This is a genomic window from Microbacterium sp. SLBN-146 (genome assembly GCF_006715145.1).
In the GTDB taxonomy this organism is placed as follows: domain Bacteria; phylum Actinomycetota; class Actinomycetes; order Actinomycetales; family Microbacteriaceae; genus Microbacterium.
The window spans coordinates 2,406,568-2,430,437 of the sequence record NZ_VFMR01000001.1; the positions used below are offsets into that span (position 1 = coordinate 2,406,568).

Genomic DNA, 23,870 nt, shown 5'->3' on the forward strand with positions numbered 1-23,870 from the left:
GTGTCGCGCTTGACGCCGACCGGGCGGGCTTGTTGGCTGGCTACATGACAGACCCCACCCCTGACGCGTGGCGACGCGTCGACGCTTACCTGACGTCCACTCTGGTGGGGGGAGACGACGCGCTCGTGGCCGCCGTCGCCGATCAGAACGCCGCGGGGCTCCCCGCCATCGAGGTCGCGCCCGTCAACGGCAAACTCCTCCACCTTCTGGCGCGGATGTCCGGGGCCCGACGGGTGCTCGAGATCGGCACGCTCGGGGCGTACTCCACGATCTGGATGGCGCGCGCCCTCCCCGCGGACGGTGTCGTCGTGACGATCGAGGCAGAGCCCCGCAATGCCGAGATCGCCCGGGCCAACGTCGACAGGGCGGGCGTCGGCGAGCGCGTCGAGATCCGGCTCGGGCGGGCCGCCGAGGTCCTTCCCACGCTCGAGGGGGAGCCGCCCTTCGACCTGGTGTTCATCGACGCCGACAAGGAGTCCAACACGATCTACCTCGACTGGGCGGCGCGACTCGGCCGCTCGGGAACGGTCGTCGTCGTCGACAACATCGGTCGCGGGGGAGAGGTCGCCAATCCGGCCACCGAGCGCTCGGACGTCATCGGGGCGCAGCGCGGACTGGAACTGCTCGGCCGGGACCCGCGATTCGAGGCCACCGCCCTCCAGACCCTCGACGCGAAAGGATGGGACGGCGTCGCCATCGCACTGGTCGTCTGAGCGGGCGCCGCGTGTCGTCGATCCGGATGCTGCGCCTGTGGCCGCGGCATCCGCATCACTAGACTCGACACGGACCGACGACGCTCCACAGATCCACCTCCACGAACTAAGGAGTCCCAGTGGCATTGATCGAGGCTGTAGGCGCACGCGAGATCCTCGACTCGCGCGGCAACCCGACCGTCGAAGTGGAGGTGCTGCTGGACGACGGCATCGTGCAGCGCGCAGCCGTTCCGTCGGGCGCATCGACGGGAGCCTTCGAGGCGTACGAGCTGCGTGACGGCGACAAGAGCCGCTACAGCGGCAAGGGCGTCCTCAAGGCCGTCGCCGCCGTCATCGACGAGCTCGGTCCTGCCATCGAAGGCGTCGACGCGAGCGAGCAGCGCATCATCGACGAGATCCTCATCGAGACCGACGGCACCGAGAACAAGTCGCGCACCGGCGCGAACGCGATCCTCGGCGTCTCGCTCGCGGTCGCCAAGGCGGCGGCCGACTCGGCCGACCTGCCGCTCTTCCGCTACCTCGGCGGCCCGAACGCGCATGTCCTCCCCGTTCCGCTGTTCAACGTCATCAACGGCGGCGAGCACGCCGACAACGGCATCGACTTCCAGGAGTACTTCCTCGCACCGATCGGCGCAGACACCTACGCCGAATCGCTGCGCTGGGGCACGGAGATCTACCACGTGCTCAAGGGCGAGCTGAAGGCCGCGGGCTTCAACACGGCCCTCGGTGACGAGGGCGGCTTCGCCCCCGACCTTCCGAGCAACCGCGAAGGTCTCGACTTCCTCATGAAGGCGATCGAGAAGGCGGGCTTCACGCCCGGCGAGCAGATCGCGGTCGGACTGGATGTCGCGGCCACCGAGTTCTTCAAGGACGGCGTCTACACGGTCGAGGGCAACGCCTGGTCGGCCGACAAGCTGACCGACTATTTCGCCGACCTCGTGGCCAACTACCCGATCGTCACGATCGAGGACGCGCTCGCCGAGGACGACTGGGATGCGTGGAAGTCGCTCACCGACGCGATCGGCACCAAGGTGCAGCTCGTCGGCGACGATCTCTTCGTCACGAACCCCGAGCGCCTGCAGCGCGGCATCGACCTGGGCGTGGCCAACGCGCTGCTGGTGAAGGTCAACCAGATCGGAACGCTGTCCGAGACGCTCGACGCGATTTCGCTGGCCACTCAGAACGGCTACCGCTCGATGCTCTCGCACCGCTCCGGTGAGACCGAGGACACCACGATCGCCGACCTCGCGGTCGCGGTGAACGCGGGTCAGATCAAGACCGGCGCGCCCGCCCGCAGCGAGCGCGTCGCGAAATACAATCAGCTTCTGCGCATCGAGGAAGAACTCGGCGACGCCGCGATCTTCGCGGGTCGCGGAGCATTCCCGCGCTACAAGGGCTAGAAAGCACGATCGAAGGGGGAGCCGTGGCCAAGACGACGGCTCCCCCTTCGCGTGCGCGGCGGGCTCCACGCGAACGGCCCGCGCTCGACGTGCGGGAGTGGCTGGGCGGCATCCGTCTGTCTGGCTTCATGGTCATCATGCTGGGGCTCGTGGTTCTCGCGGCCTTCGTGCTGGTGCCGACGGTGGGCACCTATCTCGCGCAGCGGCAGCAGGTCGCCGCGCTCGAGCGCTCAGTGCAGCTCGGGCGTGAAGAGGTCGAGGTGCTCGAAGCGCAGCGGGAGCGCTGGAAGGACCCCGCGTACATCACGACGCAGGCTCGCGAGCGTCTTTATTACGTCAACCCCGGCGAGGTCGTCTACCTCGTCGACAACGATCTGCCGCCCGAGCAGATCCCTCAGGAGCAGGCCGCCGTCAGCGATGAGGTCGCACAGACCCGCACCGACTGGATGGCGCAATTCGTGCGCTCCCTCACCGAGGCGGGGCTCTCCGAGACCGTCACGGCTCCCACGGTCGGGGTGCCGGATCCCGCGCCGACCGACACGCCTGCCCCATGACGCGGCGGGTCCGCGTCCAGCATCGCCCCGGCACACACGGGTAGCCTGGAGGCGTGCCGACTCCTCCCTATGCGCCCGTGAGCGATGCCGATCTCGCTGTCATGCGCGAGCAGCTCGGACGCCCAGCGAGGGGAGTCGTGGGGATCGCGGCACGCTGTGTGTGCGGCAATCCGACGGTGGCGGCAACGGCGCCGCGGCTTCCCGACGGAACGCCGTTCCCGACCTTCTACTACCTGACCCACCCCGGCGCGACGGCGGCGATGTCGGCGCTCGAAGCCGACCAGGTGATGCGCGATCTCAACGCCGAACTCGCCGAAGACGACGATCTTCGCGCAGCGTACGCGCGTGCGCACGACGCCTACCTGACGGACCGGGCGGCGTTCGGTGACGTCGAAGAGATCGACGGCATCTCCGCCGGTGGGATGCCGAGTCGCGTCAAGTGCCTTCATGCGGTCTTGGCGCATACGCTCGCGGCGGGTCCCGGGGTGAACCCGATCGGCGACCGCGCACTAGCTCTGTCGACCTGGACACCCGATCGGTGCGTCTGCGCTCACCCGGGCGGCGGCGGATGAGACGCGTCCTCGCGTGCACCGCCGTCGCCGTGCTCCTCGCGCTCGGCGGGGCGCCCGCCGCGTCGGCCGCGACGCCCGTGACGGTGCCCCAGGTCTCGGCGACGCCGCAGCCGGACGCCGTGCGCGCGGCGCAGTACTGGCTCGAGGACTACGGCATCCGTGACGCCTGGGCGACGACGCGCGGCGCCGGGGTGCGCATCGCGATCATCGACACGGGGATCGGCCGCGGACCGGCGGAGTTCGACGGTGCCGTCGTGGACGGCATCGACGTCTCGGGAGCAGGATCGTCGGACGGACGGATGCCGGTGGGAGCGGTCGACGCGAACCACGGAAGCTGGGTCGGCTCCCTTGCGGCCGCGCGTGGCACAGGCCCCGAGTCGGGCATGATCGGCGTCGCGCCCGAAGCCGAGCTGCTCTCGATCTCGGTCGGCTTCGGCTCCGCGGCATCCGTGTCGTTCGTCGAGCAGATCGCCGAAGCGATGCACTGGGCCGTCGATCACGGTGCCGATGTCATCAACCTCTCGCTGACCACCAACATCCCCGACTGGGACGAGAGCTGGGACGAAGCGTTCCAGTACGCGTTCGACAACGACGTCGTCGTCGTCGTCGCGGCGGGGAACAGGGCGAGCGGAACGACGAAGGTGGGAGCTCCCGCCACGATCCCCGGCGTCCTGACCGTCGGCGGAGTGGACCCCCAGGGGCGTGCGAGCGTCAACGCGTCGACGCAGGGCATCACGATCGGTGTCTCCGCGCCGAGCGAAGACCTCCTCGGCGTATCCGCCGACGGGCGGCTCGTGCAGTGGGACGGCACGAGCGGCGCGGCCCCCATCGTCGCGGGCATCGCGGCGCTCGTGCGGGCGGCGCATCCGGATCTCGACGCCAACAACGTCATCAACCGCATCGTCCAGACGGCTCGTCCCGCCGGATCCTTGCAGGAGCGCGACCCCATCTACGGTTACGGTCTCGTGGATGCCGCTCGTGCCGTGACAGCAGACGTCCCGCTCGTCTCGCAGAACCCCATGGGGAGCCTGACGGAGTGGATCCGCCTCTACCGGCGCGCCGACGCGGCGCCCGCTCCGGAGCAGACGACGAACCCCGTAGAGATCGCGCCGCTGCCGCAGGCGGAGATGCAACCGCGCGCCGTCAGCTCGCTGCTGCCCACGCAGGACACCCTCCTCTACGGGTCGCTTCCGCTCCTCCTGGTCACGGGCACCGCTATACTGGGGGCGCTCGGCGTCACTGCAGCTGTCCGACGCATCCGATCGGCGTCCCGCGCGCCGAGCCGCTGACACAGGAGAACTCCCCGCCGTGACCAACACCGTGCCCAAGATCCTCATCGTCGGTGGCGGATACGCAGGCTTCTACACCGCCTGGAAGCTCGAGAAGCTTCTCCGCAAGGGCGAAGCAGAAGTGACGATCGTCGATCCGCTGCCCTACATGACCTACCAGCCCTTCCTCCCCGAGGTCGCGGCGGGGTCGATCGAAGCGCGCCACTCGGTGGTCGCCCTTCGTCGCCACCTCCACAAGACGACGGTCGTCGCGGCGAAGGTGACGGGTATCAACCACGCCGGCAAGGTCGCGACCATCACCCCGATCGCCGGCGAGCCGTACGAATTCGCGTACGACCAGATCGTCGTGACAGCGGGCGCGGTGTCGCGCACCTTCCCGATCCCGGGTATCGCCGACAATGCGATCGGCCTCAAGACCATCGAGGAAGCCGTCGCGATCCGCGACCGCCTCATGTCCAACTTCGACAAGGCGTCCGTACTGCCCCCCGGACCCGAGCGCGATCGGCTCCTGACCGTTGTCGTCGTCGGTGGAGGGTTCGCCGGCATCGAGGTGTTCGCCGAGTTGCGCTCGCTCGCGTCCTCGCTCATCAAGAGCTACCCGCAGGTGACTTTCGAGGACACCCACTTCCACCTGGTGGAAGCGATGGGGCGCATCATGCCCGAGGTGTCGCTCAAGACCAGCGAATGGGTTCTCTCGAACCTCGCCAAGCGCGGTGCGTTCGTGCACCTCGACACGCAGGTGACAGGTGCCATCGACGGCAATATCGAGCTGTCGACGGGCGAGACGATCCCGTCCGACTTGATCATCTGGACAGCGGGCGTCATGGCCAACCCCACGGTCGTCCGTGGCGGCGACCTGCCGGTCGAGGAGCGCGGTCGGATCCGCACGCGCGCTGATCTGCGCGTCGGCACGGAAGAGGAGTTCGTCGAGGGCGCGTGGGCGGCCGGTGACGTCTCTGCTGTTCCCGACCTCTCCGGCGGCGGTGTCGGCGGCTACTGCGTCCCCAACGCCCAGCACGCCGTCCGTCAGGCGAAGCTGCTCGCGAAGAACCTCGTCGCGGTCCTCCGCGGAGAGCTCCCGCGCGAGTACAACCACAAGAACCTCGGCGCTGTCGCAGGGCTCGGCATCGGCGTCGGCGTGTTCCAGTCCGGCAAGCTCGCCATCAAGGGCCCCCTCGCGTGGATCGCGCACCGCGGCTACCACGGGCTGGCCATGCCGTCGTGGGAGCGCAAGTTCCGCGTCGTCGGCGGCTGGTGGAACAACTTCTGGCTCGGCCGCGATCTCGTCAACCTCGAGACCGTCCAGAACCCGCGCTACGTGTTCGAGGAGTTCGCGGCGCGTCCGCGTCCGCCGCAGCCGGCGGTGACTCCGCCCGCGGAGCCGCGTGACGCCGGCAAGCGCGCCGACGAGAAGGAGACCGTCGAGGCGGAGAAGGCGTCCGCCTCGCGCTGACCGGTAGCGTGGGACCGCGTTCAGCTCTCACGGACGCGCCCCCGTAGCCCAATGGCAGAGGCAGGCGACTTAAAATCGCTCCAGTGTCAGTTCGAGTCTGACCGGGGGTACATGCTCGCCGATCGACGCGGCGCTGATCTCGCTACTTGTTGGTGCGACCGTGCGGTGTCGGGACGTTGATCGTCGACGTCGTGCGACGACAGGCCTCGCACGTGACCAGGGCGATGGTCGCCGTCGTCGATGCGCCGGCGGGAGCGGCGCCGCAGGCGGGCCGTGTCGTCCCGGCGGCGGTGTAGTGAACGTGTCCTGGCATGCGTTCATGGAACCGCACGACGCGCGTCACCGCAACGGGTCCCGGGCACGGCGCTCCACATAGGCTGGTGCCCATGCGCGCCCCCTCGGAATGTTGCCCATGAGTCTCGAGCTTGTCGGACGTGCGCCGACAGGGGAGACCTGGCGCCGGCCCGCCGACCACTGGCGCTCGCTGACGGAGGCTGTCGCGGGCATCTCCGGTCCCGTCGCGGCGATAGACGTCCCTGCCCTCCGCCACAATGCGCTGGACATGCTGGTGCGCGCAGCAGGCGTCCCCATCCGCGTCGCGAGCAAGTCGGTCCGCGTCCGCGACGTGCTCGACGCCGTCCTGGCGATTCCCGGGTATCGCGGGATCCTCGCCTTCACACTCCCCGAGGCGCTCTGGCTCGCGCGTGATCACGACGACATCGTGCTCGGCTACCCGACGGTGGATCGGGAGGCGATCGCGCACCTCGCCGCCGACGAGGAGGCCGCCGCGCGCATCACCCTCATGATCGACGACGTCGCACACCTGGACATCGTTGACGCCGTTGTGCCCGCGCGGAACCGGCCCCGCCTCCGGGTCGCGATCGATGCCGACGCCTCGTGGCGTGCGCCCGGTCTCGGTCACATCGGGGTTCGTCGCTCGCCGGTGCATGAGCCTTCCGATGTCGTGGACCTCGCTCGGCGCGTCATCGCCCGGCCGGGTTTCGATCTCGTCGGCCTCATGATGTACGAAGCTCAGATCGCCGGGCAGGGGGATGCGACCGGATCCGGCGACGCCGTCGTGCGGTGGATGCAACGACGTTCCGGGACGGAATTGCTCGAGAGGCGCGCGGCGATCGTCGCCGCCCTCCGCGACGTCGCCATGCTCGAGTTCGTGAACGGCGGCGGCACGGGCTCGCTGGAGCTCACGGCATCCGATCAGGCGGTCACGGAACTGACGGCAGGAAGCGGACTTCTCGCGGGCCACCTCTTCGACGGATACCGTGCGTTCACCCCCGCCCCCGCGGCGGCCTTCTCTCTCGAAGTGGTCCGAAAGCCCCTCCCGGACATCGCGACCGTCCTCGGCGGCGGATGGATCGCCTCGGGCCCCGCAGTGGCGTCGCGTCAGCCTCTCCCCGTCTGGCCGTCAGGGCTGCGCACGCTCGCGCGAGAGGGGGCCGGCGAAGTGCAGACGCCGCTCCAGGGCGATCGGGCGCGCACGCTCGCCGTCGGCGACCGTGTGTGGTTCCGGCATGCCAAGAGCGGCGAACTCGCCGAACGCGTCGACCGCTACGTGCTGGTCGAGGGCGGGCAGGTCGTCGGCGAGGCGCCGACCTATCGCGGCGAAGGAAGGACGTTCCTGTGACGCGTCCCGGAGGCGCATGGGAGAACTGGGCGCGCACGGCGAGGATCCGTCCGCAGCGCGTGGAATACCCGCCGACGACGTCCGCCGTCCAGCGCGCCGTCGTCGCCGCCGCGCGACGCGGGATGCGCGTCAAGGCCGTCGGATCCGGGCACAGCTTCACGGACATCGCTGCAGCTCCCGATGTCCTCCTCGAGTTGGAGGATCTCACGGGTCTCGTGCGCGTCGACCGCGATCGCGCACGCGTAACGTTGCGGGCGGGCACGCGCCTGCACCAGATCCCACGGCTGCTCGCGCCCTACGGCCTCGCGATGGCGAACCTCGGCGATATCGACCGACAATCGATCTCGGGAGCCGTGTCCACCGGCACCCACGGGACGGGCGCGCGTTTCGGTGGCATCGCGACGCAGATCGTCGGACTGCGGCTCGTGACAGCGACGGGCGATCTGCTGGACATCGACGAGGAGAACCATCCCGAGCTTCTTCCCGCGGTCGCTGTCGGGCTGGGGGCGATGGGCATCATCGTCGAGGTGACCCTGCAGTGCGTGCCGGCGTTCCTCCTCCACGCGGTCGAGCGTCCGGACCCGCTCGCCGATGTACTCGATGGACTGGAAGCGCGGGCAGCCGCCGATCACTTCGAGTTCTATTGGTTTCCGCACACAGATGTCGCTTTGACGAAGACGGACACGCGTCTCCCCGAGAGCGCCGTCCGACGACCGCTCCGTCCGGTCGGCAGATGGATCGACGAGACTCTGCTCGCGAACGGCGTCTATCGCGTGGCGTGCGCCGCGGGCATGGCCGTCCCCGCCATCACCCCGCCGTTCTCGCGACTTGCCGTGCGGCTGACGGGCGACCGCGAGTACACCGACCGCTCTGCCCGTGTTCTGACGCAGAGACGCACGGTGCGATTCCGCGAGATGGAGTACGCCCTCCCGGCCGCGCAGGTCGCACCGGCGTTCCGTGAGGTGCGTGATCTCATCGCCGACCGCGGATGGCGTATCTCGTTTCCCATCGAGGTGCGCTTCACGGCAGCCGACGAGCTGTGGATGTCGACGGCATACGGCCGGGAGTCCGGCTATATCGCCGTGCACCGCTACTTCCGCGAGGATTCGACGGAGTACTTCGGTGCCGTCGAGGAGATCATGTTGGCCCACGAGGGTCGTCCGCACTGGGGAAAGCTGCACACGCAGGATGCGGCGTCCCTCCGCCAGCGGTACCCGAGATTCGAGGATTTCACGGCACTTCGTGACCGCCTCGACCCCGAGCGGACGTTCTCGAACGACTATCTCGCCCGCGTCCTCGGTGAGTAGCGCCTGTGAGAGTTCGCGCTCACCCTCGTAGGCGCGATGCCCATGGCTAGGATGAGGGGAACGTTCGAACGGAGTATGTAGCTATGTGGGAATGGCTCATTCCGGTCCTCATCGTCGTGGCAGTCGTCATCATCGCAGGCATCTACCTGTGGGCGACCTACAACTCGCTCGTTCAACTCAACGTGCGAGTCGACGAGGCCTGGAGCGATATCACGGTGCAGCTGAAGCGACGCGCCGATCTACTGCCGAACCTCATCGAGTCGGTGAAGGGGTACGCGGCGCACGAGAAGGCGGTCTTCGAGAACGTCACTCGCGCACGTGCCGAGTCGCTGACGGCGACGACTCCCGCCGAGGCAGGGGTCGCCGAGGGACACATGCAGCAGGCGCTCAAGTCGCTGTTCGCTGTGGCCGAGGCATACCCGCAGCTCCAGGCCAGTCAGAACTTCCTTCAGCTGCAGCAGTCGATCGTCGACACTGAGGACAAGATCCAGGCGTCGCGCCGGTTCTACAACGGCGGGGTCCGGGAACTGAACACCAAGATCAAGGTCTTCCCGAACAACCTCTTCGCCCGAAACCTCGGCTTCCGCGAGCGCGAGTTCTTCGAAGTCGTGGATGGCGCCGCGATCTCGGAACCGCCCCGCGTGCAGTTCTGAGCGGAGCTCGCCTGGCAGCCATCCGGCTGCGATGGACGGTCGCATCTCGATACGCGCTTCGCGCTACTCGATGAGCGGTGGGGGTGCTTCGCGCTACTCGATGAGCGGTGGGGCCGCTTCGCTCTGCTCGATGAGCGGTGGGGGAGCTTCTCGCTCGCCGATGAGCGTGCGGCGTCCGCGTCCATTTCCGATCCCATCCCAACGAGATCGGGGGCCCCGCTGACGCGGGGCCCCCGATGGGGTGAAGTGGAAACCGTGCCTAGGCGGCAGGCGCCACCAGGGTGAACTGGACCGTCGTGGTGTTGCCCGCGACGTCGTACACGACGAGCGTGTTCGCGCCGAGGGTGCCGCCGAAGGTTCCGGGCTTGACGAAGTTGACATCGGACCACGGGTTGTTGCTGAGGTCCTTGACGACGCCGTTGAGCGTCACCTTGTCGATCTTCTGCGCGTCATAGAGCTTGAAGCTCACGAGCGAGTAGGTCCCGTCGGCACCCTTGGTCTCGCTCGCCCCGGTCTTGATCGTCACGGTCGGTGCCGTGGCGTCGAGGGTGACCGTGAACTCCCGAGTGACCGAGACGTTGCCCGCGACATCCTGAGCGTTGTATCGGATCTGATACGTGCCGTCCGGCAGCGAGACCGACGCCACGTGGCTGACAGCGGTCGCGCCGTTGCCGGCGGTCTGCGTCGACTTCACGAGCGTTCCGTTGCGGTACACGTTCGCCACGACACGGTCGAGACCGATGTTGTCCGTCGCGTCCACCTGGATGTCGAGGGACTTCAGCGGTCCGGCCGACGTCGGCGACACGAGGGCCGTTTCGGGCTTGACGGTCTCGGCGGGGATGCCGAGTCCACCAGATGCGTAGGCTGCGCGCGCCCCGCCGACGACGGGAAGCGAGATCGCCGAGGTGAGCGCGTCGAGCGTCACCGTCGCGTTGGGCGAGCCGGCGACGAAGCCCGAGAGGTTCGTCGAGACGACGACGCCGATGCGCGAGCCCGCCTTGAAGACGTAGTCATAGGGCTCCATCTTCCAGTCGAAGTCGTACTTCTGGCCGGGGACCACGTTCGTGGCCGCCCCATCGGCGAGGGACTCGCGGTTCGACGAGTCGAGCACACCGCGCGAGAGGCGCCAGTACGACGATTCGGTCGAACGACGCTCGACCTCGAGGTAGCAGGCGTTGTCGAACTGCGTCTCCGCGCCCCAGCAGGTGCGGTTCGTCGTGTTCTGGATGCCGTCACCGGGCGAGCGCGGCGTGCGGAACGCCGTGCTGTAGTCGACGAGCAGAGCCGACAGGTTCGACTGCTCCTGGCTCAGCGAGGCATCGAGCTTGACGATCGGCGTGCCCGAGATGCGCAGGTCCTGCGTCAGCGGCTGCGAGAGCAGGACGAGACGGTTGGCCTGCGGAGCCTCCGGGTTGTTCGCGAGTGCACCCTCGGACGGCGAGTTCGACCCTCCGACGATCTGCAGCGTCGAGGCGCCTTCGACGGGGCGGAAGCCGAGGCTTCCCGCGGTGCCGGACGTCGTGCCGCTGAGGCTCAGGTCGACGTACTCGGTGCCCGGTGCGGGCCAGGAGGCCTCGTCGACGTACTCGGACGGACCGAACTCGACGGTCGACTGCGGCTCGTTCATGATGCCGTTGTCGATGCCCTGCAGCCAGTAGTCGTACCAACGGTGCAGTGTGTCGACCCACACGTCGCGACGGAACTCGAAGGGATCGATGTGTCCGAGGCGGGGGAGCCACACCTTGCGCGGGACGTCACGCTCGGACAGGGCCTGCCAGTAGTCGGCGAACTGGCTCATGCGGACGTTGTCGTCGTTGAGGCCGTGGATCGCGAAGACCGAGGCCTTCACGTTGTCGACATCGAGCACGTAGTTCCGCTCGTCCCAGAAGGGGTTGTAGTCGCCCGTCTCGTCGCCGTCGATGGCGTTGAGGTTCTCTCGCACGGGCGCGCACAGTGCGCGTCGCTCGGGGTTGGTGACCGTGTTCGAAAGGCTCGCCGGGTAGTTGGTGTTGTGGCGGATTCCGTTCGTGCGCGAGTAGCGGTACCAGTCGCTGATGGCATCGATCGGAACGATCGTCGTGAGGCCCTCGACGCCCGTGGCTGCGACGCCGTTGGCGAGAGTGCCGTCATAGGACTTGCCGATCATGGCGGACTTCCCGGTGTGCCACGTCGCCAGGACCGGGTCGCCTGCGGCGTTGTGACCCGGAACCCGGCCGTTGAGCCAGTCCACGACGACCTTCATGCTCTGGATGTCGCCGGCTCCACCGTGGAGGGGGCAGCCGGTGGAAAAGCCCGTGCCGTTCATCTGCGCGTGGATGACGGCATATCCGCGCGGCACGAAGTAGTTGTCGTAGTAGAGCGGGAAGAGGTCGGTGACACCGTCTCCATCGAGGTCCTGCAGCCGCTGGGATTCGTTGCCACGGCCGAGCGTCGTGAAGTACGGGCTCGGGTCGATGATGGCCGGCACCTTCAGCGACGCGGCGGTTTCAGCGGGGCGGATGATGTCGATCGCGGTGACGTCGGTGACACCGTCGAGATCCTGGTCGACGCCCTCGACCGGGATGTAGACGCGCTCGCGGATGGCGCTCGCGTAGTCGGAGAACGGCTGCGTCTTACCGTCGACGACGGGGATCGCGGGGTCGGGAGCCGCGACGGCGGCGTTGGGGGAGAGAACGGTGACAGCGAGGGCTGCGACCGTCACGAGGGCGGCGATCGAGCGCTTTCGGCGCGCGACACCGCGCGAGGCGGGTTCGGATGGAGAGTGCATCATGTTTCCTGCATAGCGGCACTCGGGGGGTCACCGCCACCATAGAGTGCAATGTCACCAGAAAGTTACGCGGCCGCCGATCTGTCACAGGACGTTTACCTCGTCGGTGAGATGTGTCACATGCGTGTCATCTGGAACCGACAGACTGCGCTTCCCGATAGTGATACTCAGCGTCAGCCCCCGTGCCGTCAGTCGACGACGAGAGCCATCGCGTCGGAGGCGAACTCGACTGTTCCGCGGAGCGCCCAATCATCGGCGCGGTAGGTGAACGACGCGGCGCCGCCGTCCCGTCCGACACCCGATGCGGTCGCGGCGATGACGCCGCCGGTCGCCGCGAACGACTGACCGTCGGGTGCGAGCGCGACGACCGGCGGGGCCTCGATGCGAAAGGCGATCGCGTCCAGACGGGCCAGATCAGCCGCCCAGGGAACCCGCAGTCCGCAGTCGTCGGGCACGGCGTCGGTGGCCTCCGCACACCCCGCCGCGTACGCGTCCAGCTGCCGCTGAGCGAGCGCCGTCGCCTCCGGCGTGAGAGTCGGCTCGAGGGAGAGCGCCACCGAGTCGGGGCTCGTGACGGCGACTTCGGATCCTCCGGCGAGGATGCCGACAGGCATGGGTTCCACGGGGTAGACGGCAGGGAGGAGTCGCACGGAGAGTGCGGTGACAGCGTCCCCCACTCGGACGGCATCGCCGAGAGTCGTGGACACCTCGAGCGATCCGAGCTCGTCGACGTCGAGCTCCCAGCCGTCGTCCGCGCGCGCGAGAACGAAACCTAGCGTCCGTCGCTCGCCGCCGAGCCGGACGTTCGCCTCGACGCGCTGCGCGCCGTCGCGCACCTCGCCCACGGTGTAGTCGTAGTCTTCGATGTATCCCGTCGCTCCGGCGAAGGCGGCGCTGAGATGCTCGGTGTCGCTCGCGTCGGGCAGGAAGCGCTCGACCGCGGCGACGTCACCGTCGGCGAGTGCCGCGAGGTATCTCCCGGCCGCGTCTTCGGCAGACTCCGGTCTCGTGACCATCCACGCCGCCACGGCACCCGCCGCGGCAGCAACCGCGACGATGCCGGCCGCTACTCCGATCACCGCGCGCCGTTTCACGCTCTCACGCTATCCGGGTCGTCGCCCACCCGGGCATCGGCTTCGTCATGGCGAACCGTGGGCTCTGGCGACGCACTGTCGTGTCTCCCGGCGCCGGGGAGCGCGGACACGATGTCGCCGGTCGCATCGCCCCATCGGGACACCGAGATCGCGTCGAGCTGCTGCCACGACGCGGCCGTCCGCAGCTCGGCCGCGAGTCGCTCGGGCGCATCGGCGGGACGTGTGCGCTCCCACCATGCCGACTGGACGAGCAGCCGGGAGCCCGCGCGGTCGGCCTTGAGATCGACGCGTCCGACGATGTCGTCGTCGACGAGGACGGGGAGCGAGTAATAGCCGAAGCGGCGCTGAGGCGCGGGGGTGTAGATCTCGATGCGGTACTCGAAGTCGAAGAGGCGCTCCGCACGATCACGGAACCACACGACGGGGTCGAAGGGCGTCAGGATGGCCGCCGCGTCGATGCGGCGGGGGAGTCGCGCCTCGGTGTGAACCCACGCCTTGGCGGGGCGACCGGCCGTCATCCAGCCCTCCACGCTCACCTGCTCGAGTTCTCCTGCATCGACGAGTTCGCCGATCGCCGCGAGCACGGCGCGCCTGTCGCGCAGGCGCCAGTAGTCGGCGATGTCGGCGGCCGTTGCGACGCCGTAGGCGCGCGCGGCGCGACGGACGAGCTCTCGAACCGCGTCGTCGCGCGTGACCTGCCGCGCGAGCGCCTCGCGGGGGACGACGTGCTCGGCGAGGCCGTAGGTGCGCTCGAAGCCGCGTCGCCCCGCGATCGCGACCTCGCCGAAGAGCCACAGGTACTCGAGGGCATGCTTGACGGCGTCCCAGTCCCACCACTGTCCACGTGTGCCCCGCTGGATGTCGTAGTCGATCTGCGCGGGACGCAGGGGGCCGCGATCGGACAGTTCGCCACGGACCCAGTCGACGACGTCGCGGTTGCTGTGGAACCAGCCGTCCGCCTTCGTCGCGTACTTGGCCCGCATGTCGTCCATCCGGAATCGGAAGAGCGACCAATCCGTGGAGGGAATGAAGGCGGCGACGTGCGCCCAGTACTCGAGGTAGGGCGCGCGGCGAGCGAACAGGAGACGGTCGAGGGCAGCAGGGTCGTAAGATCCCAGCCGGGAGAACAGCGGCATGTAGTGCGACCGCGCGAAGACGTTGACGGAGTCGATCTGCAGCGTCGCCATGCGAGCGAGTTCGAGGTTGAGTTGGCGCGTGCCGGGGGACAGGGGGCGTGGTCGCGCGAAACCCTGCGCAGCGAGGGCCATGCGGCGGGCTTCGGCGCGGCTGAGCGTGGATCGTCGAGGGGAGGAGCGCATCGCAGCCAGCCTATTGACGACGTCCGACATCGTCCTTCGTACATGAACCGCGGGGAATGCCCCGCGCCTAGACTGGCCGGATGAGCGATTCGCAGCACGAGGGCGGGGAGCACAAGCCGCGCGGCTCGCTGTTCGATGCCCTCCGGGATCGTTCGAGGGTCGTCACGATCGACACATCGGCGTCCGTCCCCCGCGGCCTGCGCATCGCCACTGCCTATTCGTGGCGTCTGCTCGTCGTCGCAGCCGCGTCTGCGGTGATCATCTGGCTCGTCATCCAACTGAAGCTCCTCGTCATCCCGCTTCTCATCTCGATCCTCATCACGGCACTGCTGTGGCCGGGATTCACCTGGATGCTGCGGCGCCGCGTTCCCAAGTGGCTCGCGATCGTCATCTCGGTTCTCACGACGCTCGCCGTCGTGACGGGACTCATGTGGCTCGCGGTCTGGCAGATCACGCGGCAGTGGTCCTCGGTGCAGGCCCGGTCGGTGGATGCGATCGAGGACTTCCGTCAGTACCTGATCGACGGACCTCTCCATCTCACCGGGACCCAGATCGACGATCTGCTCCAGCAGGGGTGGTCGTTCCTCGAACAGCAGGCATCCCTCCTGTGGTCCGGCGCTCTCGCGATCGGGACGACCGTCGGTCACGTCGCGACGGGGGCGCTCCTGGCCCTGTTCATCCTCCTGTGTCTTCTCGCAGACGGTGCGGGTATCTGGCGATGGACGACGCGTCTCTTCCCGCGTACGGCACGGCCGGCCGTCGACGGCGCTGCGAAGGCCGGATGGCGGACCGTCGTCAACTACGCGCGCACGCAGCTGCTCGTCGCGACGATCGACGCCATCGGCATCGGGCTCGGCGCCTTCCTCCTGGGAGTTCCGCTCGCGATCCCCATCGCCGTCCTCGTCTTCCTCGGTGCGTTCGTCCCGTTCGTCGGTGCCGTCGTGACCGGCGCCCTCGCGGTGTTCCTCGCGCTCGTCTACAACGGTCCGTGGACGGCGTTGTTCATGCTCCTCGTGGTCCTGGGGGTCCAGCAACTGGAGGGGCACGTCCTGCAGCCGCTCCTCATGGGCTCCGCCGTGAAAGTGCATCCCCTCGCCGTCGTCCTCGTCGTCGCGGGCGGCGCGATGATCGCGGGGATCCCGGGCGCTCTCTTCGCCGTGCCTCTCGCGGCCTTCGTCAACGTCGTCGCCGTCTATGTCAGCAAACGAGGATGGGAGTCGGCGGCTCCGCCGACAGGCGACTACATCTGGAGCACTGTCCCTCGACCGAGGAGAACCCCCGCGTGACCGCTTCCCAGACCCCAGCAGCGCAGGCCCTATCGGTCATACCGACGCTCGCGGCGTTCGAGGACGCCGCCGCGTCCCTCGCGGGCGTCATCGTCCGCACGCCGCTCGACGAGTCCCAGCACCTGTCGGAGGTCCTCGGCGTCCCGGTGCACCTGAAGCTCGAGAACCTCCAGCGCACGGGGTCGTTCAAGGTGAGGGGAGCGACCTACCGCCTGTCACGGCTCACCGCCGACGAGCGCGCCCGCGGCGTCGTCGCCGCTTCCGCCGGCAACCACGCGCAGGGCGTGGCCCTGGCGGCGAAGACGCTCGGGATCCCTGCCACGATCTTCATGCCGCTCGGCGTTCCGGTTCCCAAGCTCCTCGCGACGCGCGGATACGGCGCCGACGTGATTCTGGAGGGTGCGACGGTCGAGACGCCGCTGCGTCTTGCCGCCGAGTTCGCCGAGCGGACGGGCGCAGTGTTCATCCATCCGTTCGACCACCCCGACATCATCGCGGGGCAGGGGACGCTCGGTCTCGAGCTGTGGGACGAAGTCCCGGGTCTCGAGACCGTCGTGGTCGGCATCGGGGGCGGGGGGCTCACCGCGGGTGTCGCGGCGGCTCTCAAGGGGCGTGCGGCCGCCGAGGGGCGCAGCATCCGGATCATCGGAGTGCAGGCGGCGAACTCGGCTGCCTACCCCACGTCGCTCGCCGCGGGGCACCCCCTCGAGGTCGCGACGACGCCGACGATCGCCGACGGCATCGCGGTCGCGAGGCCCGGAGACCTCCCGTTCGAGATCATCCGTCAGCTCGTCGATGATGTCGTGACCGTGTCCGACGACGACATCGCACGTGCCCTGCTCGTTCTCCTCGAGCGCGCCAAGCAGGTCGTCGAACCTGCTGGAGCGGTGGGCGTCGCGGCGATCCTCGCGGGCAAGATCCAGGCATCCGGACCGACCGTCACGATCCTCTCGGGCGGCAACATCGATCCGCTCCTCCTGCAGAGGGTCGTCTCACATGGGCTCGCGGCGTCCGGTCGCTACATGACGCTGCAGATCCCGCTGCCGGATCGGCCCGGTCAGCTCGCCCGTGTCTCGGAACTCGTGTCGCACGCCGGCGCCAACGTCATCGAGGTGCTCCACACGCGTCACGGACAAGGACTGCAGATCAGCGAAGTCATCCTTCAACTGAGCGTCGAGACGCGCGGCGAGGACCATCGTGCCCACGTCATCTCCGTGCTCGAGGGCGCGGGATTCGCGCCCCGGCTCATGCCGGATTGAGCGAGAAGGTCACTGACCGTTGTAGGTCTCTACCTTGATGACCTCGACGGCGATCTCGCGCCCGTTGGGAGCGGTGTAGCTCGTCTTCTCGCCTTCCTTGAGGCCGAGGATCGCCGCTCCGAGCGGAGACGCCTCGCTGTAGACGTCGAGTTCGGATCCGGACGCGATCTCGCGGTTGCCGAGAAGGAAGACCTCTTCGCCGCCGGCGACGACGGCGGTCACGACGGTACCCGACTGCACGACCCCCGTGCTCTCGGGCGCTTCGCTCACGGTTGCCGACTTCAGGAGGTGCTGGAGAGTGCGGATGCGCGCCTCCTGCTTGCCCTGCTCGTCCTTCGCCGCGTGGTAGCCGCCGTTCTCCTTCAGGTCGCCTTCTTCGCGAGCCGCCTCGATGCGCTTGGCGATCTCTTCGCGACCGACCGTCGAGAGATGTTCGAGCTCGGAAGCGAGACGGTCGTAGGCATCCTGGGTGAGGAAGGTCGCCGGGGCATCGCTGGACACGTCGGACTCCTTGCTGTCGGGGGAGGTACGTCGAACGCCCCGGCACTAGCCAGGGCGTCGTTCCGAAGAGACTACGTCACCCAGCAGGAGTTGACAAAACCTGTCGTGCCGAGCGCCGTCGTCGGGATGACCTCTTCGAATGCGCGCGCGTGGCTCTCGGATGCCGGGTACTCGACGACCTTCCAGCCCACGACGCCATGCTCCTCGTCCTGCGCCTCGAGGGCACACGCGACCGAACGACCCGTCGGCGCGGTGAATTGGAAGTTGACCACGACGGTGCGTTCGTTGACCACGGCGAAGCCCGTGGTGTCGACGTCGACGGCGTCGAGGGAGGATGAGATCGTCGACCATGCCAGCATCCCCGCTGCCACCGCGCCGACCGTGACGGCGGCACCGATCGCCCACCGCGTCGTCGATCGACGTCCGCGTCCGTATCGCGCGTCGAGCTTGTCTTGTGTCGTCATCGCCGTCCGTCGGGAAGATTAGGCTGGTGGTTCCAGGCTATGCGCTGCGGCGCGAATCGAGGACACACATGAACGACGCGCTCGACCGCTTTGTGCGCGCGCTCGCCGAACCGATGCCGACGCCGTCGATGACGGTCGATCCGACCCTCGTGACGCCGGGGCCCTGGGGTTTCGCGATCATCGTCTTCATCTCGCTCGCCGTCATCCTTCTCGTGTTCGACATGCTCCGCCGTATCCGCCGGGGTCGCGTCCGGGCCGACATCGCCGAAGAACTCGAAGCCGAAGCCGAGGCTCAGCGACAGGCCGAGGCTGCCGAAGCGGCGACGCAGACCGACGACGAAAACGTCGACGCCGCGGGCGACGACATGACGGGCGACTCGCGCTCCTGACGCCTCAGGCGCCGTGGTAGGCGGGCTGGAGGGCGATGATGAGGCATGCCGTCCAGTGGCAGAGGAACGCCAGGACCGTGCACACGTGGAAGATCTCGTGGAAGCCGAAGTGCCCCGGCCACGGATTCGGCCGCTTCAGCGCGTACACGACCGCTCCGAGCGTGTAGAGCAGCCCGCCCACGATGACGAGGATCATCATCGGAGCACTCGCCTGGAATAGCGGGACCATGTACATGACCGCGGCCCAGCCGAGGACGAGGTAGAGCGCGACGTAGAGCCACCGCGGCGCGTCGATCCAGAAGACGCGGAACAGGATGCCGGCGAGCGCCCCGCCCCATACGAGCGACAGCAGGATGACCGCCTGGTCCGTCGGGAGGGCCAGCACGGCCAGTGGCGTGTACGTGCCCGCGATGAGCAGCACGATGTTGGCGTGGTCGATCCGCTTGAGGATGACGCGCGTGCGCGGACCCCAGTTGAAGCGGTGGTACAGGGCAGAGTTGCCGAAGAGCAGCAGCGAAGTCGTCACGAACACCGCGGATGCCCACTTGGCAGGTGTGCCCTGGGCCAGGACGATGAGGATGATCCCGGCCACGATGGCGACGGGGAAGGTCGCCGCGTGGATCCAGCCCCGCCAGGTCGGCTTCAGCTCCGGGGTCGCGGCATCGACGGCAGCGGCCTCCATCAGCGGCAGCTCGGGAACGCCCGGGGCGGGGGGAATACGGCGTCGGCGGCTCACCCTCACAGCGTAGGCCTCGTTGCATACCGCCCGGGGAACATACCGGGTCCCGTCCGAGGCGGCATGCGGTCTCATCGCGCGACACGCGAGGGCGGCGAGCGGTAGCGTAGCCGTGTGGCGCATTCTTCGTCGGACGAGGGGAGAGGGCCCCTCTACCGGTTGTACATCAATCGGCTCCGTCGGCGACTCGACCCATCCGCGGTGCCGCGGCATGTCGCCATGATGATCGACGGCAACCGGCGGTGGGCGCGGCAGCTGGGCTACGACTCGGCGGCGCACGGCCACCGCGCGGGCGCCGCGAAGATGCGGGAGTTCCTCGAGTGGTGCGACGACCTCGGGATCGCGGTCGTCTCGCTCTATCTCCTGTCCAACGACAATCTCGTCAAGCGCGATTCGAGAGAGCTGTCGGACCTTCTCGAGATCATCGCCGAGCTGGCCGAGGAGCTCTCCCACGAACGCGACTGGAGGGTGCAGCACGTCGGACGCCGCGACCTCCTGCCGCCAGAGCTCGCGCGCGTCCTCACCGACGCTCAGGAGCGGACGAAGGGCAACAGCGGGCTGCACGTCAATCTCGCGGTCGGCTATGGAGGGCGCGGTGAGATCGTGGACGCCGTCCGCAGCGTCATCGTCGCGCACGATCGATCGGGCGGTTCTCTCGAAGAGCTCGCGGCGAGCCTGACACCCGAGCAGATCGGCGAGCACCTGTACACAGGCGGCCAGCCGGATCCGGACCTCGTCATCCGGACGTCGGGCGAGCAGAGGCTCAGCGACTTCCTCCTGTGGCAGTCGGCCCACTCGGAGTTCTACTTCGTCGAGGCGCTCGGCCCCGATCTGCGCGAAGTCGATTTCCTCCGAGCGATCCGCGATTTCACGCGGCGAGACCGTCGTTTCGGTCAGTGATGCCAGAATAGGTCGGTGATCGACCTCGAGACATTCCGCGAGTCCTTCGACGGCGAACCCGGATACCTCGACTGGGCCGCGTTCGGTCCGCTCTCGCCTTCCGTGCGAGCCGAAGCGCAGGCCGACACGGAGCTTCTCGGGTCGGGGAGGCGAACGAGCATCGACCTCGTGGCTGAACACGCTTTCGCCGCCCGCGCACTCGTCGCGGAACTCTTGGGAGCCGACACCGACCAGGTGACCCTCCAGCCGTCGACGACCGACGGTCTGATGCACGCCCTGTACGGGCTGTCCGGCGGTCTCCTGCTCTCGCGCGGCGAGTTCCCCGCGCTCACCGTCACGGCCACACGCGCCCGCGACGCCCTCGGGCGGATCGACCTGCAGTGGGTGGAGCCTCACGACGGCCGTATGACACCGGACGTCGTGCGCGATGCGCTCACGGAGGAGACGCGCGCGGTCGCCGTGAGCCTCGTCGACTACCGCACGGGCTATCGCACCGACCTCACCGCCCTGCGCGAGGTCATCGGGGACCGCCTCCTCATCGTCGACGCGATTCAAGGCTTCGGTGTCGTAGAGGCGGACTACGCCGCGGCGGACGTCGTCGCTGCGCACGGATACAAGTGGCTCCGCGCGGGCCGCGGTACGGGGTTCGCGTGGTTCGGTGAACGCGCACTCGAGCGCCTCTCTCCCGTCCTGTCGGGACGTGCGGGCATCGACGGCGATCTGCCTCTCGATGTCGTGCCCCTCCCCGCGGCATCCGCTCAGGCCTTCACCGTGAGCCCCGTCGACACGCTCGCTGCGGCGCGGCTCGCGACGGCCCTGCGCGACGTCCGTGACTGCGGTGTCGCCGCCATCAGCGACGAGCTCGCGCAGCGGACAGCCGATGTCATGTACTTCGCCGATCGCTACGAGCTGCCCGTCCTGACGCCTCGAGAGCCCGAGCGGCGCGGCGGCATCGTCACTCTCGCCCCCGCGCCCCACGAAGCCGCACCGCTCGCGGCGTCTCTGGCCAACCACGGGCTGACGGTCACGGTGCGGTCAGGGCTCGTGCGGGTGTCGCCGCACGTCGGAACGGGAGCCGATACGCTCCGCCTCTTCGGCGACGCGCTCGCGGCGTTCGCTGCCACGCGCGCGTGGTGAACGTGAAATTCATACGCCCGTAACCTGGGGCACCGCGTGTCGGGCGCGCGAGCGACTCGGTCTCGGACGTAGCGTGAGGCATCGGGCAAGGAGCCCGTTCGAGTCGGCCTTTCGGATCGCGACTCGTGACCCCTGGTCGACTCGTGACTGCCGGGTGAGACACCCGGGGCGGGAGTGGGTTGTGACCACACGAGCACCACAGCAGCAGAGCAGTCGCGTCGCCGATCAGGTCGACGAGGTCGAGCAGGACCTGCACACGTTCGTCCTCGATACGTCCGTCGTGCTGAGCGATCCGCGGGCGTTCTTCCGGTTCGCCGAGCACAACGTCGTGATCCCGGTGGTCGTGATCACGGAGCTCGAAGCGAAGCGGCACGACCCCGAGATCGGCTACTTCGCCCGGCAGGCGCTTCGCCACCTCGACGAACTCCGTGTCGAACACGGACGACTGGACTTCCCCGTGCCTGTCGGCGAGGGTGGCACGCTGCGAGTGGAGCTCTCCAATACGGATGCCACGGTCCTGCCCCCCGGTATGCGCCTCGGTGACAACGACTCCCGCATCCTCGCGATCGCGATGAACCTCGCGCAGGACGGCCAAGCCGTGACCGTCGTCTCGAAGGACCTTCCGATGCGTGTCAAGGCGGCATCGCTCGGTATCACCGCCGAAGAGTACCTCGCCGAGCAGGCCGTCGATTCGGGCTGGACCGGCATCGCCGACATCGACGTCTCCGGCGACGAGATCAGCGACCTGTACGAGAGCGAAGTCGGCTCGAGCGAGAGCGTCCGCGGGTTCCCCATCAACACGGGGCTCATCATCCACTCCGAGCGGGGGTCGGCTCTCGGTCGCGTGACGGGAGACGATTCGTTCCGTCTCGTGCGGGGCGACCGCGAGGTGTTCGGACTGCACGGACGCTCGGCAGAGCAGCGGATCGCCGTGGACGTGCTCCTGGATCCCGAGGTGGGCATCGTCTCCCTCGGCGGACGAGCGGGAACGGGCAAGTCGGCGCTCGCCCTGTGCGCCGGCCTCGAGGCCGTCCTCGAACGTCAGCAGCAGAAGCGCATCATCGTCTTCCGCCCGCTCTTCGCCGTCGGCGGGCAGGAGCTCGGCTTCCTGCCGGGTGACCAGGGCGAGAAGATGAACCCGTGGGGACAGGCGGTGTTCGACACGCTCGGCTCCGTCGTTTCAGGGAACGTGCTCGACGAGGTGCTGGAGCGCGGTCTGCTCGAGGTCCTGCCGTTGACGCATATCCGCGGTCGATCTCTTCACGATGCGTTCGTCATCGTCGACGAGGCGCAGTCGCTCGAACGGAACGTCCTCTTGACTGTCCTCAGCCGTATCGGACAGAACTCCCGCGTCGTGCTCACGCACGACGTTGGCCAGCGCGACAATCTGCGTGTGGGCCGTCACGACGGTGTCGCCTCGGTGATCGAGACGCTCAAGGGGCACTCGCTGTTTGCGCACGTCACGCTCATGCGCTCCGAGCGGTCCGCCATCGCGGCCCTCGTGACGGAGCTGCTCGAGGCGGGTGAGCTCGCCTGAGAAATCGCGACCGGAGGGGTGCGAAGGCGCCCCTCCGGTCGGTCCCAGATGAGACTCTTCTCATTCCGACCCGGCATGAGAAGAGTCTCATCCGCCGTGGGGGTCAGCGCGCGTCGCCGCATGTCACGATGGGATCCAGTCCGAATCCGGGCTGAATCGTCGAGGCTGCGGAGGCACACGTGGACGGAAGAGCGCGTATCGCGTTCAGCGGTCTCGCCGCCTTCGCGGTGACCGCGACAGTCGTGGCGACCGTCGTCACGACGAACGCCGCCGCCTTCGCGGACGCTCCGGGAACCGCGATCGACGCCGCCGTGGTCGATGTCAATGCCACCGCCAAGCCAACGGCGATGCGTCCTTCCGAGGTCATCACCGACCTGACAGATGCCGCCCCCGCCGCCCCCGCAGCAGCGCCGACGACCGCACCCGCGCCGGTCGACGTCCCGGCCGAGACGCTCGTTGCTCCGGCCCCTGCCGTCGTGGTCTCCACCCTCCCGGCCGCAGCCTCTCCCGAGCCCGCCGTCGAGCCCGAGGCTGAACTGTCGCTGCGCGACGCCCTGGCGTCGGACGACCCCGAGGCCCTCTATGTCTGGGCTGCCGCGCACGGATGGTCGCGCGAACGGGCCGACCGTTTCCTGTCGACTCGGCCTGGTGCCCGTGACGGTGAGCGGCGCAACGACGAAACCCGTCACGACGATCATTCAGAGCACCGAGACAACGACCAGCGCGGCCGTTTCGCCGCCCCCAGCCCACCCGTGCAGACGGGTTCCCCAGCCGTCACCGAGTCTCCCCAACGAGGTGACGGAACGAAGAGAGATCGATCGCCCGGTTCCCCAGACCACCGCGATTGATGTGACCGCGCTTCCCCAGCCCGGTCTTCAGCCCCCGACGTTCCAACGTC

General features: G+C 68.5%; 23 protein-coding genes and 1 tRNA gene. 17 read left to right on the top strand and 7 right to left on the bottom strand.

Annotation, left to right across the window (positions count from 1 at the left end):
* The first annotated feature begins 44 nt into the window (after positions 1 to 44).
* The 7 genes from FBY39_RS10510 (at position 45) to FBY39_RS10540 (ending at position 6,091) form a co-directional block, all read left to right on the top strand.
* Positions 45 to 713 carry an O-methyltransferase gene (locus FBY39_RS10510; protein WP_141932257.1) on the top strand — a complete coding sequence of 223 codons (669 nt, stop codon included), beginning with the start codon at positions 45 to 47 and terminating at the stop codon, positions 711 to 713.
* A 119-nt stretch (positions 714 to 832) separates the two neighbouring features.
* A complete protein-coding gene (gene eno, locus FBY39_RS10515) occupies positions 833 to 2,113 on the top strand; it encodes a phosphopyruvate hydratase (RefSeq protein ID WP_141932258.1) in 1,281 nt (426 codons plus the stop codon).
* 23 nt (positions 2,114 to 2,136) lie between these two features.
* Positions 2,137 to 2,667 (top strand): septum formation initiator family protein, encoded by a 531-nt coding sequence (locus FBY39_RS10520; RefSeq protein WP_260837664.1) that lies wholly within the window; start codon positions 2,137 to 2,139, stop codon positions 2,665 to 2,667.
* Positions 2,668 to 2,768: 101 nt separating this feature from the next.
* Positions 2,769 to 3,239, top strand: coding sequence for a DUF501 domain-containing protein (locus FBY39_RS10525; protein WP_141934097.1), 471 nt, complete (start codon positions 2,769 to 2,771; stop codon positions 3,237 to 3,239).
* Entirely contained in the window at positions 3,236 to 4,528 is a 1,293-nt protein-coding gene (locus tag FBY39_RS10530) for a S8 family serine peptidase (RefSeq protein ID WP_141932259.1), read from the top strand. Before FBY39_RS10525 ends, FBY39_RS10530 begins: the two co-directional genes overlap by 4 nt.
* Before the next feature lie 19 nt (positions 4,529 to 4,547).
* Entirely contained in the window at positions 4,548 to 5,981 is a 1,434-nt protein-coding gene (locus FBY39_RS10535) for an NAD(P)/FAD-dependent oxidoreductase (protein WP_396652268.1), read from the top strand.
* A gap of 37 nt (positions 5,982 to 6,018) precedes the next feature.
* Positions 6,019 to 6,091 (top strand) — tRNA-Leu (locus FBY39_RS10540).
* A gap of 32 nt (positions 6,092 to 6,123) precedes the next feature.
* On the opposite strand, the gene FBY39_RS16455 is transcribed toward FBY39_RS10540, so the two are convergent.
* Positions 6,124 to 6,294, bottom strand: a complete 171-nt coding sequence (locus FBY39_RS16455; RefSeq protein WP_160133097.1) for a hypothetical protein — start codon at positions 6,292 to 6,294, stop codon at positions 6,124 to 6,126.
* A gap of 99 nt (positions 6,295 to 6,393) precedes the next feature.
* Between FBY39_RS16455 and FBY39_RS10545 the strand changes: the two genes are divergently transcribed.
* The 3 genes from FBY39_RS10545 (at position 6,394) to FBY39_RS10555 (ending at position 9,583) form a co-directional block, all read left to right on the top strand.
* Positions 6,394 to 7,623 (top strand): alanine racemase, encoded by a 1,230-nt coding sequence (locus tag FBY39_RS10545; protein WP_141932260.1) that lies wholly within the window; start codon positions 6,394 to 6,396, stop codon positions 7,621 to 7,623.
* Entirely contained in the window at positions 7,620 to 8,930 is a 1,311-nt protein-coding gene (locus FBY39_RS10550) for a D-arabinono-1,4-lactone oxidase (RefSeq protein WP_141932261.1), read from the top strand. The genes FBY39_RS10545 and FBY39_RS10550 overlap by 4 nt, the downstream gene beginning before the upstream one ends.
* A gap of 83 nt (positions 8,931 to 9,013) precedes the next feature.
* Positions 9,014 to 9,583 carry a LemA family protein gene (locus FBY39_RS10555; RefSeq protein WP_141932262.1) on the top strand — a complete coding sequence of 190 codons (570 nt, stop codon included), beginning with the start codon at positions 9,014 to 9,016 and terminating at the stop codon, positions 9,581 to 9,583.
* Positions 9,584 to 9,842: 259 nt separating this feature from the next.
* Here the strand turns inward: FBY39_RS10555 and FBY39_RS10560 are convergent, their stop codons facing one another.
* The 3 genes from FBY39_RS10560 to FBY39_RS10570 form a co-directional block, all read right to left on the bottom strand.
* Positions 9,843 to 12,353, bottom strand: a complete 2,511-nt coding sequence (locus FBY39_RS10560) for a CocE/NonD family hydrolase (protein ID WP_141932263.1) — start codon at positions 12,351 to 12,353, stop codon at positions 9,843 to 9,845.
* 185 nt (positions 12,354 to 12,538) lie between these two features.
* Positions 12,539 to 13,444, bottom strand: coding sequence for a hypothetical protein (locus FBY39_RS10565; RefSeq protein WP_141932264.1), 906 nt, complete (start codon positions 13,442 to 13,444; stop codon positions 12,539 to 12,541).
* On the bottom strand, positions 13,441 to 14,763 hold the full coding sequence (locus tag FBY39_RS10570; protein ID WP_141932265.1) for a winged helix-turn-helix domain-containing protein: 1,323 nt from the start codon (positions 14,761 to 14,763) through the stop codon (positions 13,441 to 13,443). The genes FBY39_RS10565 and FBY39_RS10570 overlap by 4 nt, the downstream gene beginning before the upstream one ends.
* An 80-nt stretch (positions 14,764 to 14,843) precedes the next feature.
* Between FBY39_RS10570 and FBY39_RS10575 the strand changes: the two genes are divergently transcribed.
* Together FBY39_RS10575 and ilvA are read left to right on the top strand one after the other, a co-directional pair.
* Positions 14,844 to 16,049 (top strand): AI-2E family transporter, encoded by a 1,206-nt coding sequence (locus FBY39_RS10575; protein ID WP_141932266.1) that lies wholly within the window; start codon positions 14,844 to 14,846, stop codon positions 16,047 to 16,049.
* Positions 16,046 to 17,308 carry a threonine ammonia-lyase gene (gene ilvA, locus FBY39_RS10580; protein ID WP_260837674.1) on the top strand — a complete coding sequence of 421 codons (1,263 nt, stop codon included), beginning with the start codon at positions 16,046 to 16,048 and terminating at the stop codon, positions 17,306 to 17,308. Before FBY39_RS10575 ends, ilvA begins: the two co-directional genes overlap by 4 nt.
* A gap of 9 nt (positions 17,309 to 17,317) precedes the next feature.
* On the opposite strand, the gene greA is transcribed toward ilvA, so the two are convergent.
* Positions 17,318 to 17,809 carry a transcription elongation factor GreA gene (greA, locus tag FBY39_RS10585; protein WP_141932268.1) on the bottom strand — a complete coding sequence of 164 codons (492 nt, stop codon included), beginning with the start codon at positions 17,807 to 17,809 and terminating at the stop codon, positions 17,318 to 17,320.
* 71 nt (positions 17,810 to 17,880) lie between these two features.
* Positions 17,881 to 18,273: a DUF4307 domain-containing protein gene (locus FBY39_RS10590; protein ID WP_141932269.1), complete on the bottom strand. Its 393-nt coding sequence runs from the start codon at positions 18,271 to 18,273 to the stop codon at positions 17,881 to 17,883.
* Between the two features lie 68 nt (positions 18,274 to 18,341).
* On the opposite strand from FBY39_RS10590, the gene FBY39_RS10595 reads away from it, so the two are divergent.
* Positions 18,342 to 18,662, top strand: a complete 321-nt coding sequence (locus tag FBY39_RS10595) for a hypothetical protein (protein ID WP_141932270.1) — start codon at positions 18,342 to 18,344, stop codon at positions 18,660 to 18,662.
* Between the two features lie 4 nt (positions 18,663 to 18,666).
* Here FBY39_RS10595 and FBY39_RS10600 read toward each other — a convergent pair whose 3' ends face one another.
* Positions 18,667 to 19,344: a hemolysin III family protein gene (locus tag FBY39_RS10600; RefSeq protein WP_141934101.1), complete on the bottom strand. Its 678-nt coding sequence runs from the start codon at positions 19,342 to 19,344 to the stop codon at positions 18,667 to 18,669.
* A gap of 168 nt (positions 19,345 to 19,512) precedes the next feature.
* On the opposite strand from FBY39_RS10600, the gene FBY39_RS10605 reads away from it, so the two are divergent.
* The 4 genes from FBY39_RS10605 to FBY39_RS10620 all read left to right on the top strand — a co-directional run bounded on the left by FBY39_RS10605 (position 19,513) and on the right by FBY39_RS10620 (position 23,820).
* On the top strand, positions 19,513 to 20,298 hold the full coding sequence (locus FBY39_RS10605; protein WP_141932271.1) for an isoprenyl transferase: 786 nt from the start codon (positions 19,513 to 19,515) through the stop codon (positions 20,296 to 20,298).
* A 15-nt stretch (positions 20,299 to 20,313) separates the two neighbouring features.
* On the top strand, positions 20,314 to 21,435 hold the full coding sequence (locus tag FBY39_RS10610) for an aminotransferase class V-fold PLP-dependent enzyme (RefSeq protein ID WP_141932272.1): 1,122 nt from the start codon (positions 20,314 to 20,316) through the stop codon (positions 21,433 to 21,435).
* A 181-nt stretch (positions 21,436 to 21,616) separates the two neighbouring features.
* Complete coding sequence (locus FBY39_RS10615) at positions 21,617 to 22,972, top strand: PhoH family protein (RefSeq protein ID WP_141932273.1); 1,356 nt, start codon at positions 21,617 to 21,619, stop codon at positions 22,970 to 22,972.
* 179 nt (positions 22,973 to 23,151) lie between these two features.
* Positions 23,152 to 23,820 (top strand): hypothetical protein, encoded by a 669-nt coding sequence (locus tag FBY39_RS10620; RefSeq protein WP_141932274.1) that lies wholly within the window; start codon positions 23,152 to 23,154, stop codon positions 23,818 to 23,820.
* Positions 23,821 to 23,870: the final 50 nt, after the last annotated feature.